The organism is Peptostreptococcus anaerobius 653-L, assembly GCF_000178095.1.
In the GTDB taxonomy this organism is placed as follows: domain Bacteria; phylum Bacillota; class Clostridia; order Peptostreptococcales; family Peptostreptococcaceae; genus Peptostreptococcus; species Peptostreptococcus anaerobius.
Window position 1 is genome coordinate 1 of the sequence record NZ_ADJN01000050.1, and the last position, 16,997, is coordinate 16,997.

Here is a 16,997-nt window from a genome sequence, read left to right on the forward strand (position 1 = left end):
TTATTGTGGTTTTTTCTGTTATAGACCTAGTCTACAAATATGTCCATTATCTCTTTTTTACTAGTAGCCTTACTTATCTGTTCTATCTTGTTATCATCTCCAAGTATCTTGAACAACTTCTTCATCTCAGCCTGGTTGTTCTCCTTGATAGCTATAAGGGCAACACAGTCAACCATGAACTCATTGTCCCATACTATCGGCTTGCTAAGCTTGGCTATGGATATTACTGGTTTTTTTACATTTTCAGGTAATCCATGAGGTATTGCTACCTTTGACTTAAAGACAAGGGTACCCATGGACTCTCTCTTGTATACACTAAGTATAAATCTCGAGTCTACATAGCCTTTCTCCTGTAACCTTGCAACCATGCTGTCTATCACGTATTCTTTGGATATACCTTCAAAATTTTCATAGATAAATTCTTCAAGGATTATATCACTTAATCTACCCTCACTTGTTTCTGATAGTTTAAGATCGTCGTCTTCTTGACAGCACAAGTTTACAACTTCTTCTATACCATACCCAGAAAGAACTTTTCTGTAATTTATATATGGTATATTCTTGTAATTTATACCAATCGTTCCTACTATACATACAATTTTCTTAGTCTTTTCTATTTCTTCAAGCCTGTTTTCAACACCGATTTCATCCAAAAATCCTACAGGTATAACATTTATATCCAAACCTCTCGTCGATATACTACTGTCTAGTAACTGCTTTAGATTTTTGGCATTTCCATGTCCACTCAAACAAAGGGATATTACAACCTTTTCTCGTTCTTCTTTTTCAATATATTGGTCCTTATTTTCATCACTTGGATTTTTGTTTATCTTATCGCAGTAGTCAGATATATCTTCAAACTTTTTAGATTCTATAGCCGCCATCTTCCCTATTTCCATGGCTAACAAGGTATCTACCCTAGATATAGTCTTGGTCTTTATCTTAAATCTTTTTTCAACTTCATTTCCAATTATGACTAGAGAACCCATGTCTATTAAAATTATAAGTCCATTAGGTGCATTTATAGAGCTTATCTGAGATATACATTTCTCAATTCCCTCTGATGAAGAGGATTCTAGTGGTATTTCAAGACCTATAGTGCATTCTACACCCATAAGGTTGTTGACTACATTGGCCATTTCTATACCAACTTTGCCGTGGGTTACTATCAGTACCTTTACATTTTCCTTGACCTTGTCATCCTTTATGCAGAACTTATTGATATAGTAGGCAAGGTATCCCAACTCATCTTCGGGAATAGATAACTTGGATATATTTTCTGATATACTCGCAATGTACCTAGCCAACTCGTATTCTTCCGGCATAGATGAAGATATCTTAGAAAGACTTGGATTTACTATTTTCTTTCCATTTTTTATCCTTTCTAGAGTATGTTGAATATGTATAGCAAGTGCTGGATACAAGGATGAGTTTATATGCTCATACTGGGTCTTTAACATCTCTATGACCTTCTGCATTATCTCAAATACCTTCTCAGACATCTCACCGTTTATATATGACTTTAGCTCTTCTCTAACTGCTGCAGACCTGTCTAGGATCAACTCATCAAACTTCTTGTCTAACTTTCCAAGGAATATATTTTTTATCTCCTCTTCACTATGGTGGCTGTGACCCAGGATCTTAAGCTCTTTTTCGGCATATTGGTGGATTTCTGATATTGCATTTTTATGCATACCTGTAGATGTTGACTTGAAGTCACTTATATCTATAAATACATCCTCTATCCAAGAGAATACCTCCTTGTCAGAAGACTTTCTAACATAAGACCTCAATGAATCTTCCCCGACAAATACAAAATCTTCCCCGATTTCAATCTTAGAGAATGCCCTAGCACAGGTAACCTGTATATCACTTTTTAGCTGACCTATATTCCCACTACACTTGTAATTCATCAGCTTGTTTATGACATTCTTGGCTATAACAAAGTTTTTATTCACCCTCTTTGCCTCTATTTCAAAGAACTTGAGTATGAGTTTGTACCTTTCTTTTTTTGGTCTCGAATCAAGACTTGGAAGCTCTATTATCATGGGAATCCTTCTCTTAAATGTATTGAGAAGGTCAGAATTTGGGTCTCCAGTTGTGGCACAAATTATCAGGACCTTGGCCTTTCTCTCAGCTGTTGTCTCGCCAAGTCTCCTATATACGCCCCTGTCAATCAAGGAAAATAGGATTTCCTGACCTGTTGATGGTAGCCTATGGACCTCATCTAAAAATAAAATACCACCGTCAGCCCTCTCTACGATACCCTCCTTGGAAGAGTCAGCACCTGTGTAGGCCCCCTTTTGAACACCGAACAAGTGAGCTATAAGCAAGTTGGGATTTTCTGCATAGTCAGCACAGTTAAAAACTATAAATGGACTTCCCTTTTTCTTGAAGCCATTAATTACAGAAAATCTGTACATACACTCAGCCATATCGCTCTTACCAACTCCTGTCGGTCCGTGTATAATTGTGTTGAGTCCATTTGGAGGATACATCATGGCAGACTTGAGTGATGATATCTTTTCCTTAAGACTTCCATCTGCACCTATTAGCCCTTCAAATCCATCCTTTTCGTCAAGCTTGTCTTTTACAACCTTGATCTTGTTGGCGTAATCGCTAGCCTGACTATAGTCTATGCCATCCTTATTTTTTGCCTCTATCTCCTTCATAAGACCTCTTACCTGAGACCTTGATATCACAAAACCATCATCTAGAAGAATATCCGTTATATACCTATCCGTATAATCAGCCTTTGCCAGCATTATCTTTTCCATAACACCTATAATCAGGGCCTTTCTCCTATTATTAGAAGATGCTATATTAGATCTAGTTCTAAGGCTCGTAACCTTACTCCTAGAAATGCCTAGCTTTTGTGCTATCTCTTGGTCAGTTAGAGGATTTTTCTTATCTTCATTTTTTATAATACTCAGTAATTGATCTTCCATAATTACTCCCCCTCTTGTCTTGCTATAAATTATTCTGCATATATATTTATTATCTATTCTACATATATATTATATCTTCAACTTTACTTATAGGCTAAGAACCCTAGTCAACGGACTTTAATGCCTCTAGCATATCCAGTTTCTTTAGTATATGGTTCACAAAAAATCCCAGTACCAACAAAATCCCAACTACTGCTATACAAGGAGCAGTATATACAAATAGACCTATACTTGGATTAAACATTATATTGTCTGGTGGTGCTGAATTGAGGATAATCTTATGAAGTATGCCTCCCATAAATATACCAAATCCAATACCTATAAGAGATAATATTATAGTCTCCCTGTATATATACATGGTCACTTCCTTATTCAAAAATCCTAAGACCTTGACCGTAGATAGTTCACGTATTCTTTCGTCAAGATTGATATTTGTGAGATTGTATAGGATTACAAGAGCCAGAGACAATGACATGACAGTAAGTACAAGCATGACTTGTGTCAGCGAGCCCGTAATAATATCGACTTGAGAAATGACGTTGGTATTTTGCCCTACTCCCCTTACTCCCTTCAAGTTCATAAATCTTGAAGTTACTTCCTTGATATTTTTAGGCGACCTGTCCTTCATTGATACTAGGTAGCTATTTGGTTGAACAAGCTTGCCATAGACCCTTGAGTAGCATTTTGAATCCATAAATACAAAGTGGCCTGCATACATTTCACAGATTCCTCTAACCTTGAGATTATAGTCCTTGTCTTTACTATTCAATTTAAAGCTATCCCCTACTTTTAACTTGAGGATCTCAGCCAATTTTTCAGACACTACAATACCATCTTGACCTAGGTCTAGCTTAGTAGAGTTCTTACGGTCTTTAAGGACAATATATTCCGAGAAGTCATCTCTAGGACTAACCATCAAATTTATATCTTGAGGATCAGATTTTCCTTCTACCTTCTGACTGATTGTCTCTGCATATATAGGAAGGTATCCACTGATATCTTTAGACCTGAGTAGCTTGTCTATAGCAACTTGCTCATCCTTAGTTACCCTATCTTCCTTAGATACAAGGGCATCATACCTGATTATATCCTTAAACTGCCTGTCCTTGACTCCGTTTATAGATGATGCTATACCCAGTCCAGCAAATAATAGGGCTACAGAACCAGCCACACCGAATATAGTCATCAGCATCCTTTGCTTGTAGCGGAAAATATTACGGGCTGTGACCTTGTGGTTAAAGCTCAGTCTTGACCAAACAAAAGTTAGACGCTCCAAAAATATCTTAGAACCCTTGCTTGGTGGCTTTGGTAGGAGTAGCTGTGATGTGGTTTCCTTTAGCTCCTTGTGGGCTATGTAGACTGCTGGAACGACGCTACACATCATAGAACAGATAAATGCAAGGGCAACTATTCTCCAGTCCCAATAGAGACCAATACTTGGCATTGTAGTATCTGCTAGAAGAGATGTAGACAAAATATATGGTATGCCGTACATTCCCAATATAGAACCTAGCAGACTTCCACTTCCACCGGCAAATAGACCATATATGGCAAACTTCTTGATAACATCCCTATCAGTATAGCCCAGGGCCTTTAAAATTCCTGCATTATTGCGCTCTTCATTTACAAACCTAGTCATAGTAGTAATGGTCACTAGGGCAGCAACTAAATATAAGACAAGTGGGAATACATCAGAGACCTTGTTAATACCCATAGATGTAGATTGGACTGTCTTGATTCCGTCCCCTCCTGGTAGGGTCCTCCTAGTATATACTGTATATTTAGGAAGGCTCAAACCATTGACCAAATCCTGTGCATGGCTAAGGTCAGACTTGGCGTCTTTAATTTCTTTAATCGCTTTTTCTTTCTCTACTATATAATCTTGTCTTTTACTGTCCAATTCCTTTTGTGCCTTGCCTATTTCATACCAACCCTTGTCAATTTTAGACTTACCAGCCTGGTATTGGGCCATACCCCTTCTGTATTCTCCCTCTTTGGAAGATATGACGGACCTTGCCCTGTCATATTCAGCTACCCTTGCCATGCCAGATTCATATTCCTTTAGACCAGTCATATACTTTTCATAGGCCGGTTGGAGCTGACTCTTGTCCCCATCAGGTCCTAGACTCTCAGACTTATGGTCGAGGTCTTTCTTCGTGGCATCCAACTGGGCCTTGACTGATACTAATTTGTTACGTGCTTGTTCTACTTGGTCTTTCTGAGAATCCAGGCTAGCTATTGACCTGTCTAGGGATAACTTGGCATCCTTTAATGTCTTACGGCTAATTTCTAACCTGTAACTAGCACTTTTAAGTTCAGCCTTCTTTTGGTTTATAGTATTTTGAGCCTTGTTTAAGCTTGTCTCACCTTGCTTTAATTTATCTTCAGCATCCCTTATCTTGGACTTGCCCTTATTGATATCGTCCTCTACCTTGGACCTTATAGTATCAAGCCTAGCCCTTGGATTATCTGCCAAGGCCTTTTCTAATCTCTCTTTATGGTAGTCTAGTCTCTTAAAATAGTCCTCACTGGATGAGCTGATTTTTCTTAGATCATCAAACCTGAATCTAGCTATCGTATATGTATCCGCTTTAAAGTTGTCCTCTGTAATTAAGCAATATCCATCTAAAGACCCCGAACCCACAGATGAATTTCCCATAGCAGACTTGGATATAATTTCACTAGAATTTACAAATCCACTTATAGTATACTTGCTATCCCTAAGTTGAGACTTGTCTTGGTCTTTTTCAACTAGTTCTATCTTATCTCCCAATTTATATTTATCCATATAAGTTGAGCCCAGGGCAATCTCACCTCTTTTGTCAGGAAACCTACCAGATAATAGGTCAAATTTGGAGATAAATTTAGGCTTTGAAAATGCACGTATAGAGCTTCCAGACCTAGCTATAGTAGCATCTGTAAAATATCCAAACTCTAGATCTCCATTCTTGACCAGACCCTTCAACTCCCTTGTATCGTCTTTGTCAAGACCATAATCGCCGATAACAGCCAGGTCTAGGAGTCTTTGCCTTTCAAAATATGCATCAGACCCCCTATCAATATCAGGACCTGTCACCTTGAGACCTATCAAGGTCATAGAACCCAACATCATCAAGAGCATAATAGAAATAAATCGCCCCTTGCACTGGATAAAGGCCTTGACTATGGATTTATTTAAAGTCTTTTTCATATCATGCCTCCTAGTACTCTAAACTATCTATGCTCTGTGGATTTGGATTTAAGTCTATTGACCTAACTCTTGAGTCATGCATCCTTATAACCCTATCAGCAATCGGTGCTAATGCTACATTGTGGGTAACAATGACCACAGTTGCCCCTTGGTTTTTGGACATATTCTGGAGTATCTTGAGAACCTGCTTACCAGTTTGGTAGTCAAGGGCTCCAGTAGGTTCATCACATAGGAGAATCTTTGGGTTTTTGGCTACTGCACGAGCAATTGCAACCCTCTGCTGCTCGCCACCAGATAGCTGAGACGGAAAATTGTCCAAACGTTCTCCTAGACCCACTGCCAAGAGAGCCTCTTCAGAATCCTGGGCATCTTTTACAATATCAGAAGCTAGTTCAACATTCTCCTTTGCCGTCAAGTTAGGTACTAGATTATAGAATTGAAATACAAATCCTACGTCATTTCTACGGTACAGAGTCAGGTCCCTGTCGTTGAACTTGGCTATATCAACCCCATCGATTATGACCTGGCCCTCATCACAGGTATCCATGCCACCTAGTATGTTTAGGACAGTGGATTTACCGGCACCGGATGCCCCTAGTATCACCACTAGCTCCCCTTTTTCAATCTCAAAATTTATATCGTTATTGGCTATGATCTGGGATTGACCTGAGCAATAGCGTTTGTAGCAGTGCTTCATCTCAATATAGGCCATGTCTACCTCCTTAGATTTATATTTTAAATAGTATCATATTTTGAATTTATTTACACCTAATAATTGCCTTATCTGTAGCAATTGATTTACCTATATTTATCATACCACAAATAACGACAAAAAATAAATTCCTTGTCGTTATTTACATCCATTTCTTTCATATCATTTCTATAAATAAATTATTCAATGGTTCCCAGTAATTCACACTATTTTCCATCATGTTAACTTCTTCTTTAATCCTATCTATTTGCTCTACTATATACTCATTAAGTTCATCAATTCTTTTTGCCTCACCCATTTCTGGCAAAGATGATTTTAACTTAAGTAAATGATCTACTATAGGAACCAGTGATTCTGGTAACATTTCTTCAACTAGTTCAATAAACATCATCGGTGGCTGTGTTTTCTTTTCTATTATCCAATTAGCAGCAAGTAATGGTCTTAGAACATAGAAATACTTTTTTATTCTTACGCTATCTTTCTTTAGATATTCCCTATAATTCGATGTAGCCATGTGTAAATAGTGGTAAATCAATTTTTTAGGATCTAAATAATCAAAGCTTAGCTCTTTTAATCTCTCCGCTTTTTTAGTTTTTTTATAAATAACAGGTGAAGATAACCACTCAAACACTGTAGGATTTGATTTATATAATAATTTTAAGGTCTTACTCAAGTCCCACCCATTAATGTCAAGTACCTCATCAAGCTGCCATTCTATTACATCTCTAGGTGGATTCAACTTTAGATAGTCTTCTTTTTTCCTAATATAAATAAATCTGACATCATAATCACTATCTACTGATTCAAAACCCCAAGCCCTGCTACCTGATTCTACTGCAAGTATTACTTCTACATTCTCTTCTTGTTCTATCTCTTTTATTTTATTCTGTATTAATTCTATCATAGTTTCCTTACCTTTTATTCTAATTTATTTTTTCTAATTTTATTGACCATAAAATCAAAAAGTCATATTCCTTGAATATATAATCTAAGTGCAACAAAAATGATTCATAGTTATCTGATAAAATAGAGTTTGCTAAGAACACTCCTAGAGTATATCTTATGCATCTCTGGACTTTTAGATAATATTTGATCCTATTAAAAGAAATGTTCTAAATACTTTTTGATGTGCTCAACGTTTTCCTTTGAAGAATAGATTACTACTATACCAAATAAAGTATCCCACTGATAGATGAGATTATACCTATCTCCAATAATCCTGTATCGTATATAGCCAACGGACTCTATTTTTCCATTTGTATATTCTTGAATTCTTTTTACTAATTCTACAAAACCATCTTCATCATCACACATGGATGTATCATCATCGTATATAAATATCCAGCGGTCTTTTGTATTAATATGTATTATTTTATAATTGTAATCCATTTATTATTTCCTCTACTATGTTATAAACACCTTTGATCTGATCCGTAAATATAGCTAATCGTATATAATTTATATTTTATTAAAACTCTTCCCCCAAAATATCTAAGTTGAAAAATGGCTTGTCATCATTCTCGTTGGCATTTTTGTACTTATAAAATTCGTTCAACTTCTTTATTATTTTCCTACGAGCCTTGACAACACGATTAATCCCATCATCAGCCCCTCTAACACAATGGATTTTATTCTTGTTGTATTCTAAAAGTGCAGAGTTGTAATAATCATAAGCTCTTAGATACATATCTGGTTCACTTTCTGCCATTTTATAATATGCATTGCCTAGCCTATAAAATAAGTCACCTAAATAGTGCCTGTGTCCCGTACTAAACTCCTCTTTAACTATCTTCTCAGCCTTAATATAAAACTCATTAGAAAGTGCAATGTCCTTATCTACATAATATCCGTGCCTATACATATCACCCAAATACATCGTTGCTTCTGGTGATGGAACAAGTATTGTATATGCTGCAAAACATTGGTAAGCTTTTCTGTAGTTCTTTTCAGTGCCCCTACCCAATAGATAACATTCGCCCAACTTTAATATAGCATGTCCAATATTATCCTTGTCCGCCTTTTTAAAATACCTGAATGCTTTTTTGTAGTCTACATTTCCATATATTTCATCATAGTATAATCTAGCAATTTTATATGAATAACTCGTGTCGTGAGCCTGGTAGTAAAAATCTTTAAAGCATTTTTCCACAAATAGAAAAATCGCCATTGGCATCTTCTTTGTAGTGGTTGCTTCAAACAACTGGTCCGCTAATTCTATAGGAGCCATATTTATTTCTTCTATTTCTGTGTCCATAGCATTATTTATTATTTTTTCGTATTCAACATAGTAGTCAAACTTGTAGAGTCTGTTTCTGATTACCCTATAAGCTATTTCTCTATCCATAAAGGGATAGTCTAAATCTTTGTCTTGTCCGAAATCATAATCGAATAATTTTTTCATAGCGACCTCCTCCCGTCAACTATTTCATTATGTTTTATACAATTTTCTCTAATCTCTTTAATTGCTTTAGGAATTGCCTTTGAGCCCTACCAATCTCTACAACTATCTAAATGGGATCTTGATATTTTAAATGCAAGTCCAGTCCAGTTTGCTAGCGTGCATTTTATTCTTGATATAGCATTTTGCGATATCAAAGACTTATATTCATCATCTGTTAACTGAAACATAAACTGAGATGGAAACCTATTTAGATTTCTTTTTACTTGTTCATTCAAACGCCCTGTCGTAACCTTATATAATTCTGCAAGATCACTATCTAGCATAACATGCTTTCCTATAACTGAGAAAAATTACTGCCTTTCTTGATACATTACTTATAATACGAACTGTATCTTAATTATTGTCCCTTTAAGCATGAAGTTGGAAGATTATATTGTATGGTCCATTTTACACCTCTTTTATTTAAAAAGCGGAACGGCTTGGTTTTCACGCCAGAACCAGTTCCACTTAGTATACTATTTAATTTGGTTTTCGAATTTTTTTGTTTTTTCGAAATACTCATCAAGACACCTATCTAGAAAGCGCTCCACAGCAACCGTTTTAGATTGCCCTGATTCTTCACAGAAACGTTCAAGTTTTTCATTGATTGCTGTTGCCAACTTAATATTTAAAATCTTAGCGTCTTTTTTCTGTCTTGGCACTAGCATCCCTCCTTGTTTGCAAGTTCTGGGAATAACTCCTCTAACTTGTCTTCAAGAGTACCGTTTTTAGCGTGTTCTAGCGTATCACAAAGCTTTATATTATGTTTCTCAATCGTAATTTCGTCACTGAATCCCATGATGTACGCCAAACAGATTCTATAAATAATCTCTGTTGGAGCAAGGCCATATACCTGTTCAGCGAAGATATGGTTCAAACGCTCTTTTACGTCTGGATATAGAGCTTTCATACGTTCACTTTGATATAAACGTTTTACAATTTCGGTGATGTACATACCAGATTTCATATAAAGATCAACGAATGTCTTATCTGGGTCATCAAAACAGCCAGGATTTTCACCTTCAAGACGGTCAACCATATCTTTTACTATAGGCTTAGGTGTAAAGATTTGGTTGGTCTTTTGTGGTGGAATATAGTCAAAGATGTCTTCTTCATTAGCTGAGTCAAAGTAATCCGCAAGTTTAACCTTAAGACCAAGGAATTCTTTCACAGAGTCATTAAATACAATTGGATCAAACAGATGCCCATCAAAGTGCTCTGTAGCTCCAGTTTCCTCATTCTGGTAATCACCGCCATCACGAAGGAATCTAAACTGTTCAAGAGTGATACTTGTAACATCAATAAACACTTGTTCTGGAATAATAAGGTCAAATGTTTCCAATGTTGTATTATCATCACCATAAGCCATTAAGAAAGATGGAATCGTACGAGAGAAGCCACGCAAGTGGTCTTTGATGGAGTCTTCAATAGTACGCTTAGTCTTTTCCTTTTTCTCGGTCTCTACGTCGCGTACAACGGTTTCTCCTGCATCTTTTACCATAGTGTCAATAGTTTCAGACATGCGGTCTTTAAATTCCTGTGAAGCCTCTTTTTGCTTCTCATCGAAGGTGTGATTGATTTTTAACACTTCTTCTTCAGATGTTGCGGCGGCAATCTCGTTTTGTCTATCTGCTTCAATTGAGTTTCTTTCTACCTGATAGTTTCCAAATCCATATTCTAATGTCGATTTAGCAACAGCATTGATTTTGTTCTCAATCTTCTTAGCCGTACGAGAAGACATATCTTCGCCATACTTCTGCGATGCTGTATAAATAATCGGCTTAGTAACTTGCTCTTTGAAAGCTTTTTTAAGCTGTTCAAGCTGTTTTTGTGCTTCAATATCTGCATCTTTTTTAGATTGCTCCGCTGCGGTATCAATGATATCTGTTAAAGTATCTTGTACGTCAACATTATCAAAAATCTTTTCTCCAAAAATCTCTGCAGCCTCTCCAATGACCATTTCATCTGATAATTCAACTTCACCATCTTCATTGATATCCAATTCCTTACCCGTAGAAGGAGTAACCCCTGCAAGTGGGCCTGGATCTTTTGCTGAATCCATTTGCTGAATCATATCAATAACAGCCTGCGGAGCACGGAATACATTACTAACATTCTGGAATAAGAAATTACTCATAAATCCTCTTCGAACAACTTCTTTAGATTTGATTTTTCTTGGAATAGACAACACTTTTGCAGCATCCAATTCAATCATTTCGCCTTCTTCATCCTCACCAATTACAGGGAAGAAGTTTAATAGTTCTCTTACATGGTCTTCACGCGTACCGGTATCTCCTTTACCACCTGATGTATCAGAAGATAAGTCATTAGCAAACGCTTCGAAAATAATCAAAGTTCTTGCTGGATCAAAATCAAATACATAGGCATCTTTCTTACGGAAGAACTCGCTACCATTTGAGAACAAGCATGGATTTTGTGCTCTAAATGCTGCCTGCATATATAATCCTGGACTCTTGATGCTAGAAAGCATCATTACTGCAGTCCATTCTGGAATAGTTACGCCAGTAGTTAACTGACCTACAGAAAGAGTAATCGTCTTTTCATAGGTTTCAATAGCACTTTTTACCTTATCAAAAGATTTTTGTGCTTCTTCACTTTCATCAAGACGGCCATCACCGGCAGCAAGAACAACTTTATAATCCTTAAATACAGGATGTCTTTCAAGTTTCTTTGCCAGTGCCTTTGCACTATCTACACGATTAAGAAGCCACAATGTGTGTTTAAGTTCATTTCTAAGTTCTGGCGTAGAGAACGGGAACTTAGTCTGCATTGTCATAGCATCTAAGAATCTATCTACAGACGAATTATGAACAAAAAAACCACGTTCATTCGTAGCGAAGAACTCGTTTAAATCAAATGCATACTCTTCTGTTTCGCCATTTACTTCTACACCTTGGCTAAGTTCATTACGAATAATTTCACTCATCTGATATGTATACATATTAAGTTTAGGCAAGTTCTCATAAGGGTTTGGATCCCCATCTACTGACTTCCAGTTTGACTTGGCCTTCTGTTCATCAGCATAAGTCCAATTATAAATAGCATTTGTCGGGAACTTGTCATTTGCAAGTGCCTTAAATGGTGTACCAGAAAGATGAAGAGTGTGTTTTCTCTTAATTCTATCAAATGCAATATCTGTTTTATATGTATCAACACCTTCATGTGCTTCATCAATAACTAGCATATCCCATTCCATATGGGCTACTTCTTCAAGTTTATTCAAGTGTCCTCCGAAGTATACGGAACCTTTTAAATCTTGTAGAGAAACAAATTCAATACAACGTTCTCCAACATCCCCTTTAATTATCTCGTCTATGTATTGTCTTCTTGATAACACATGTGGTTGTGTTTTTAATGCATCTACTTCACTAACAAATAAAAATCCGGATTCAAAACCAAGGAACTTGCAGTAATCTTCATACCAGCTGTTTGCGATTGCAGGACGATTAGTAACAATAAGAACTTTTTCAAGCCCCATTCTTTTGGCAAGATCATATACCGTTAATGTCTTTCCAAAACGAGGTTTGGCATTATAAAGGAATTCTCCACGCTCGTGAATTGTAAAATAATCTTGCGCTCGCTCAACAGCTTCATTTTGCTCATTACGAAGTCTGTATGGGATAACACTATCAGTCTTCTTGATACCTCTATTCTCACGGAATTCATCAAGTTTTGACTTAGCTTCAGTAGGACTAATTTGAAACCATTCAGTACCTTTCTGACGTTTAATACCGCATTTTACAAGATATGAGTGAAAATCAGAATCCCTAAAAAGTTCACCAGATCCATCATCAAATGTTGCGTTCTTTGACCATTCGATATGATATTCAACATCAGCTGTATGTGTTTGTTGGCCGATACGTTTTTCAGCGTCTTGTTCTGAATAACCAATTTTTACCCAACCATTATGGCGGGCAATTTCAGGAGTTGTGTAGCAATAAATAATTGGCACAACTTTTTTGCTTGTTTGAATAGTAATTTTAGGTGCCATATTACTCCATCTCCTTTACATTAGTTTCGATAAATGCAACTTCTTCAGCACTTAACCCATATTTTCTATAAAGCTGCAAGTCAATCTCGTGAATTGACTTTGACCAGTCGATATCAGACTTAGATGTAAAGTCCTGTATAGGAACATATTTCCATTTGTCAGCGTTTAAATCTTGTGTTATTTTTAAAATTCCCAATAGAGTTCTTGAAAATTTTGTTTTAATATACTTTAAACATGATTCGGCTTCGTATTTTGTTTTAAATCCGCCAATTCCCAAAAATGTATGCGTAAAACCAGAATTAGGTTCCGTAATTACAGGATTAGTTAAGGTGTCTCCAAATTTGCCACTCCCGTCGGCTTTAGGAGTTATGATTTTAAATAAATCAATGTTTAAATCCTGCATATCTACATATCGTTTATCAATGTACATCTGAGTACGTTTTCCATCCATATTCCCATATATTAAAACGTCGTTTTCATTTTTATCCGTGTGAAAACAATCAAATCCCAATACATTACTTGACATTCGTCTTTCGTGTCCTCGATACTTTTCATAATCTGTAAACAAGTTTTCCGTGTTAAATTTCGAAGCAACAAAAGCTATGTTTGCTATTGTTTTACCCTCATTAAGTTTTACAACTATTTTCTTTAAAATCCCATTCAACTCAGTGCTTGTTGTAAAAGTTCTGATAGCACCAAAAACTTTTGAATCATCACGATACGAAATCGCAACACCACCTTTAATATCGGTATTAGAAAATATCTTTGATGCGTCCTCCTCATATTTAATCACTTTGAAATGTTCGTCGGAAAGCATCTTTTGATTCCATGCTTTAGGAGTTCGACCCGCATTGAATAAAAATCTGGCTGGCGTTATTAATTCAACAATGTCACTAACTTCATAAGCAGCCTCCATAAAAAAATGATATACCGGCAATGCTGTATTACTCTCGCCTTTTCTATCTTCTTGGTAAGGTGGATTTCCAATTGCAAAATCAAATAATTTTTTACTCATACTTTTAACCTCTTTTCTTACAGTCCATAAACAACATTGATCTATTTGAGCGCCAATTATAAATTTTACATGGAACTGCTTCATCTGTTGTCTCTGTTGGTTGTGTATTGTTTTCTTCATATTCAAGAAAATCAAACATTGTCATTTGTTGATTTTCTTCGTATGGTTTCCCTAGTGGAACTGTATCTTTTAGCCCATCCATTTGCCATATATTCCAACTGATAATGTTTGCAATACGTGTCAACATCTTCATTTCTGGTTCATGATCCCATCGCTCAGTAAAATATTCGTAGAACGACAGAAGCACATTTATACGGGCAATCAAGAGATTGTCCCCTTGGTATTCGTAGCCGTAGCAACTCTGTATTGCTCTAATAGCCCATTTCAGCCATTCTTCTTCTGTGGACGTATTTTCGTTTACGACGCGTAGTTTGCGGTCTAAAAATCCGATTCTATTGATTGGCGGTACAATTAACTCACCTGTTGTCGTATCATAACGTGATACTAGGTATGGCGCTTCTCCGCACGTAATCTCAAGCCTGCGTGAATCCACGTATTTCTTCCATGTGCGTTTTCCATCGAAAACTATCTTTTCTTCATTGACAGTCCATGTATTGTCGTCGTTCTCATGATTAAAGACATCTTTACGTCCAAACCACTGCTCATCAGCGTAATTGTTCATTTTGTTACAAATCCATACAGGAGTCATAACTTCAGCCTTTTTACGGGTACGTTCCTGCTGTTCTTCAAGAGTCTTGCTAATACGAGGGCGCAGCTTAAACGCATCCGTCCAATTAAACAATGACAGCTTAATTTGGTTCTTATCGTTGAATCCTGGACCATATTCGCTATAAATGTCTGTAGCCCAGATAATGTTCTTTTTAGTTGATTTATCTTGAAGAAGGATCTTCAAGGTATCCTTTACGGGATACGCGTTAATATCAATCAGTTTATCCATTCATATCTCTCCAAGTCGTTGTGTTCATAAGTCACAACCCTTTCTTGTATTTATCGTAAATATTACTATGCTTATTATACATCATTAATAATGTATCGTCTACACGTTTCATTTTAAAAAATAAAAAGGTTTTCAACTTTATCCTAACTTTCTGTGTTAACCTTTTTTGTATCAAAAAAGGTTCTTATACCTTATTCCGAATTTAGTTTCGTGTTCATAATTTAAGCCATCATCTTTTTTCTTTACTAGGACTTTTGCAACAGCACCACTCTAAGTAGCACACCAACTATTTATTTTTTGAGTTTTAAACTTTGGTAGAAGTCTTGAACTCTTTGTATTTACATAACTATTTGCCTCTATCATTATTATTACACGAACCCCCAAAAGAAGTCTAAAACTATTGCATTTTTACTATCATCAATGCTTAGAAATATTACTCCTCTATTGTTCAATAAAGTTCTTGCTATGTTCAAACGAGAATGCATGAATGAAAGCCATTTTGAATACTTATAACTATCAAATGATGCTATTAAATCATCATTATAAACAAATTCTTTTCCTATGTTATATGGTGGGTCTAGTTTCTTACTGTCTTTGATACAATTAAACTTTTCCTTTGAACTCTGAAACTATTCCTCTGTACTCTGAAACTTTTTATATTTGGGCATAGAAAAAGACGGTATCGATACCGTCTTATAATGAAATTAAATTTTATATTATAACTAGATTTGATTAAATATTTAATTTTTTACATCAAATTCTGCAAATCTACTATATCAATTCCCATAATCCTTAAAATATCAGTAAATGCTACAGTATTAAATTCATTTTGAAATCTTTCAAATATTTTCTTCAACTCTACACTGAATTTTTGAAAATACCTCTTATCAAGTAAAACTTTCAAATAAAATACTGCCACTACAATTCTCTTATTATCATAATTACAACAACCGTAATATCTTGCAATATTTGCAACTCTAACATTCCCAAAATTGGAATTATATAATCTCTCATCATGAGCACATTTATTTCTGACTAAATTGACGATTTTTAATGCTGAGCCAAGGTCTTCGCTTGAAAATCTAGGCATTGATGTTGTATTGTACTGTTTCTTATATTTGTCTGAATAATATTTTGCAATAGTATTTTTATCTGTATCTAATAAAATATCATATAAATGAGCTAAATTGCCGATAGTAAGGTAATTTACTAATACCCATAGTGGCACTGATCCATGTTCTTCTATGTAATGTTTTATTGCACCATTTTTATCAACTTTATCATGAATTGTTTTTGTTAAAATTGATATTTGTTGCAGGACCTTTTTAGGGTTATCATCAACATAATTCTTTATTTCCAAATATGAATTTGGCTTTGGGTATTTTTTTGAAAATTCGTGTGATATTACAGTTTTAAACGAGTTTTCAAAAATCAATATATACTTTAAGAAAAGCATTCTTAACTCTCTGTCAAATAAAAATAGTGCTCTTAATTCATTAAAATGAGTATTTGGTAAATATTGCTCCGGATCTAATGCATTACCCGCAGAATCTTTTTGCAAAAATAAATCTTTATATCCATTAATTACATTATAATAATTTTCTTGTTCTAAAAATCTTTTCGGACGTCCATCTTTAGGTACAATAAGTCCTCTTTTTCTTAAAATTACTAATTGTTGATTAAAAGTTTTATATTCTTTCATACCTATTCTCCATAAAAAAA

The 16,997-nt window shown here is 35.6% G+C and carries 13 protein-coding genes; all 13 read right to left on the reverse strand.

Annotation, left to right across the window (positions count from 1 at the left end; genetic code table 11):
• Positions 1–26 precede the first annotated feature (26 nt).
• The 13 genes from HMPREF0631_RS05520 to HMPREF0631_RS05575 all read right to left on the reverse strand — a co-directional run bounded on the left by HMPREF0631_RS05520 (position 27) and on the right by HMPREF0631_RS05575 (position 16,977).
• Positions 27–2,948 (reverse strand): sigma 54-interacting transcriptional regulator, encoded by a 2,922-nt coding sequence (locus tag HMPREF0631_RS05520; protein WP_004167090.1) that lies wholly within the window; start codon positions 2,946–2,948, stop codon positions 27–29.
• A gap of 103 nt (positions 2,949–3,051) precedes the next feature.
• Positions 3,052–6,138, reverse strand: coding sequence for an ABC transporter permease (locus HMPREF0631_RS05525; RefSeq protein ID WP_004167119.1), 3,087 nt, complete (start codon positions 6,136–6,138; stop codon positions 3,052–3,054).
• A gap of 10 nt (positions 6,139–6,148) precedes the next feature.
• Positions 6,149–6,850 carry an ABC transporter ATP-binding protein gene (locus tag HMPREF0631_RS05530; RefSeq protein WP_004167140.1) on the reverse strand — a complete coding sequence of 234 codons (702 nt, stop codon included), beginning with the start codon at positions 6,848–6,850 and terminating at the stop codon, positions 6,149–6,151.
• A 157-nt stretch (positions 6,851–7,007) separates the two neighbouring features.
• A complete protein-coding gene (locus tag HMPREF0631_RS05535; RefSeq protein ID WP_004167135.1) occupies positions 7,008–7,754 on the reverse strand; it encodes a nucleotidyltransferase domain-containing protein in 747 nt (248 codons plus the stop codon).
• A 194-nt stretch (positions 7,755–7,948) separates the two neighbouring features.
• Positions 7,949–8,239 carry a hypothetical protein gene (locus HMPREF0631_RS05540; protein ID WP_004167107.1) on the reverse strand — a complete coding sequence of 97 codons (291 nt, stop codon included), beginning with the start codon at positions 8,237–8,239 and terminating at the stop codon, positions 7,949–7,951.
• A 79-nt stretch (positions 8,240–8,318) separates the two neighbouring features.
• The gene (locus HMPREF0631_RS05545; protein WP_004167087.1) at positions 8,319–9,251 is read right to left on the reverse strand and encodes a tetratricopeptide repeat protein; all 933 of its coding nucleotides are present in this window, start codon (positions 9,249–9,251) and stop codon (positions 8,319–8,321) included.
• 86 nt (positions 9,252–9,337) lie between these two features.
• Positions 9,338–9,589, reverse strand: coding sequence for an ORF6N domain-containing protein (locus tag HMPREF0631_RS05550; protein WP_330360458.1), 252 nt, complete (start codon positions 9,587–9,589; stop codon positions 9,338–9,340).
• Positions 9,590–9,766: 177 nt separating this feature from the next.
• On the reverse strand, positions 9,767–9,952 hold the full coding sequence (locus HMPREF0631_RS05555; RefSeq protein ID WP_004167132.1) for a hypothetical protein: 186 nt from the start codon (positions 9,950–9,952) through the stop codon (positions 9,767–9,769).
• Positions 9,952–13,302 (reverse strand): DEAD/DEAH box helicase family protein, encoded by a 3,351-nt coding sequence (locus tag HMPREF0631_RS05560; protein WP_004167138.1) that lies wholly within the window; start codon positions 13,300–13,302, stop codon positions 9,952–9,954. The genes HMPREF0631_RS05555 and HMPREF0631_RS05560 overlap by 1 nt, the downstream gene beginning before the upstream one ends.
• Position 13,303: 1 nt before the next feature.
• Complete coding sequence (locus tag HMPREF0631_RS10010; protein ID WP_004167143.1) at positions 13,304–14,317, reverse strand: Eco57I restriction-modification methylase domain-containing protein; 1,014 nt, start codon at positions 14,315–14,317, stop codon at positions 13,304–13,306.
• A 4-nt stretch (positions 14,318–14,321) separates the two neighbouring features.
• On the reverse strand, positions 14,322–15,275 hold the full coding sequence (locus HMPREF0631_RS10015) for a hypothetical protein (RefSeq protein WP_004167097.1): 954 nt from the start codon (positions 15,273–15,275) through the stop codon (positions 14,322–14,324).
• A 368-nt stretch (positions 15,276–15,643) separates the two neighbouring features.
• On the reverse strand, positions 15,644–15,874 hold the full coding sequence (locus HMPREF0631_RS10460) for a DNA methyltransferase (RefSeq protein ID WP_080547796.1): 231 nt from the start codon (positions 15,872–15,874) through the stop codon (positions 15,644–15,646).
• 149 nt (positions 15,875–16,023) lie between these two features.
• Positions 16,024–16,977: an Abi family protein gene (locus HMPREF0631_RS05575; protein ID WP_004167110.1), complete on the reverse strand. Its 954-nt coding sequence runs from the start codon at positions 16,975–16,977 to the stop codon at positions 16,024–16,026.
• Positions 16,978–16,997: the final 20 nt, after the last annotated feature.

What these genes read in the sequence shown, in the direction of transcription:
- HMPREF0631_RS05560 (WP_004167138.1), bottom strand. Translation starts at nt 13,302, where the DNA reads ATGGCACCTAAAATTACTATTCAAACAAGCAAAAAAGTTGTGCCAATT.
- HMPREF0631_RS05545 (WP_004167087.1), bottom strand. Translation starts at nt 9,251, where the DNA reads ATGAAAAAATTATTCGATTATGATTTCGGACAAGACAAAGATTTAGAC.
- HMPREF0631_RS05540 (WP_004167107.1), bottom strand. Translation starts at nt 8,239, where the DNA reads ATGGATTACAATTATAAAATAATACATATTAATACAAAAGACCGCTGG.
- HMPREF0631_RS10015 (WP_004167097.1), bottom strand. Translation starts at nt 15,275, where the DNA reads ATGGATAAACTGATTGATATTAACGCGTATCCCGTAAAGGATACCTTG.
- HMPREF0631_RS05535 (WP_004167135.1), bottom strand. Translation starts at nt 7,754, where the DNA reads ATGATAGAATTAATACAGAATAAAATAAAAGAGATAGAACAAGAAGAG.
- HMPREF0631_RS05575 (WP_004167110.1), bottom strand. Translation starts at nt 16,977, where the DNA reads ATGAAAGAATATAAAACTTTTAATCAACAATTAGTAATTTTAAGAAAA.
- HMPREF0631_RS05520 (WP_004167090.1), bottom strand. Translation starts at nt 2,948, where the DNA reads ATGGAAGATCAATTACTGAGTATTATAAAAAATGAAGATAAGAAAAAT.
- HMPREF0631_RS05525 (WP_004167119.1), bottom strand. Translation starts at nt 6,138, where the DNA reads ATGAAAAAGACTTTAAATAAATCCATAGTCAAGGCCTTTATCCAGTGC.
- HMPREF0631_RS05530 (WP_004167140.1), bottom strand. Translation starts at nt 6,850, where the DNA reads ATGGCCTATATTGAGATGAAGCACTGCTACAAACGCTATTGCTCAGGT.
- HMPREF0631_RS10010 (WP_004167143.1), bottom strand. Translation starts at nt 14,317, where the DNA reads ATGAGTAAAAAATTATTTGATTTTGCAATTGGAAATCCACCTTACCAA.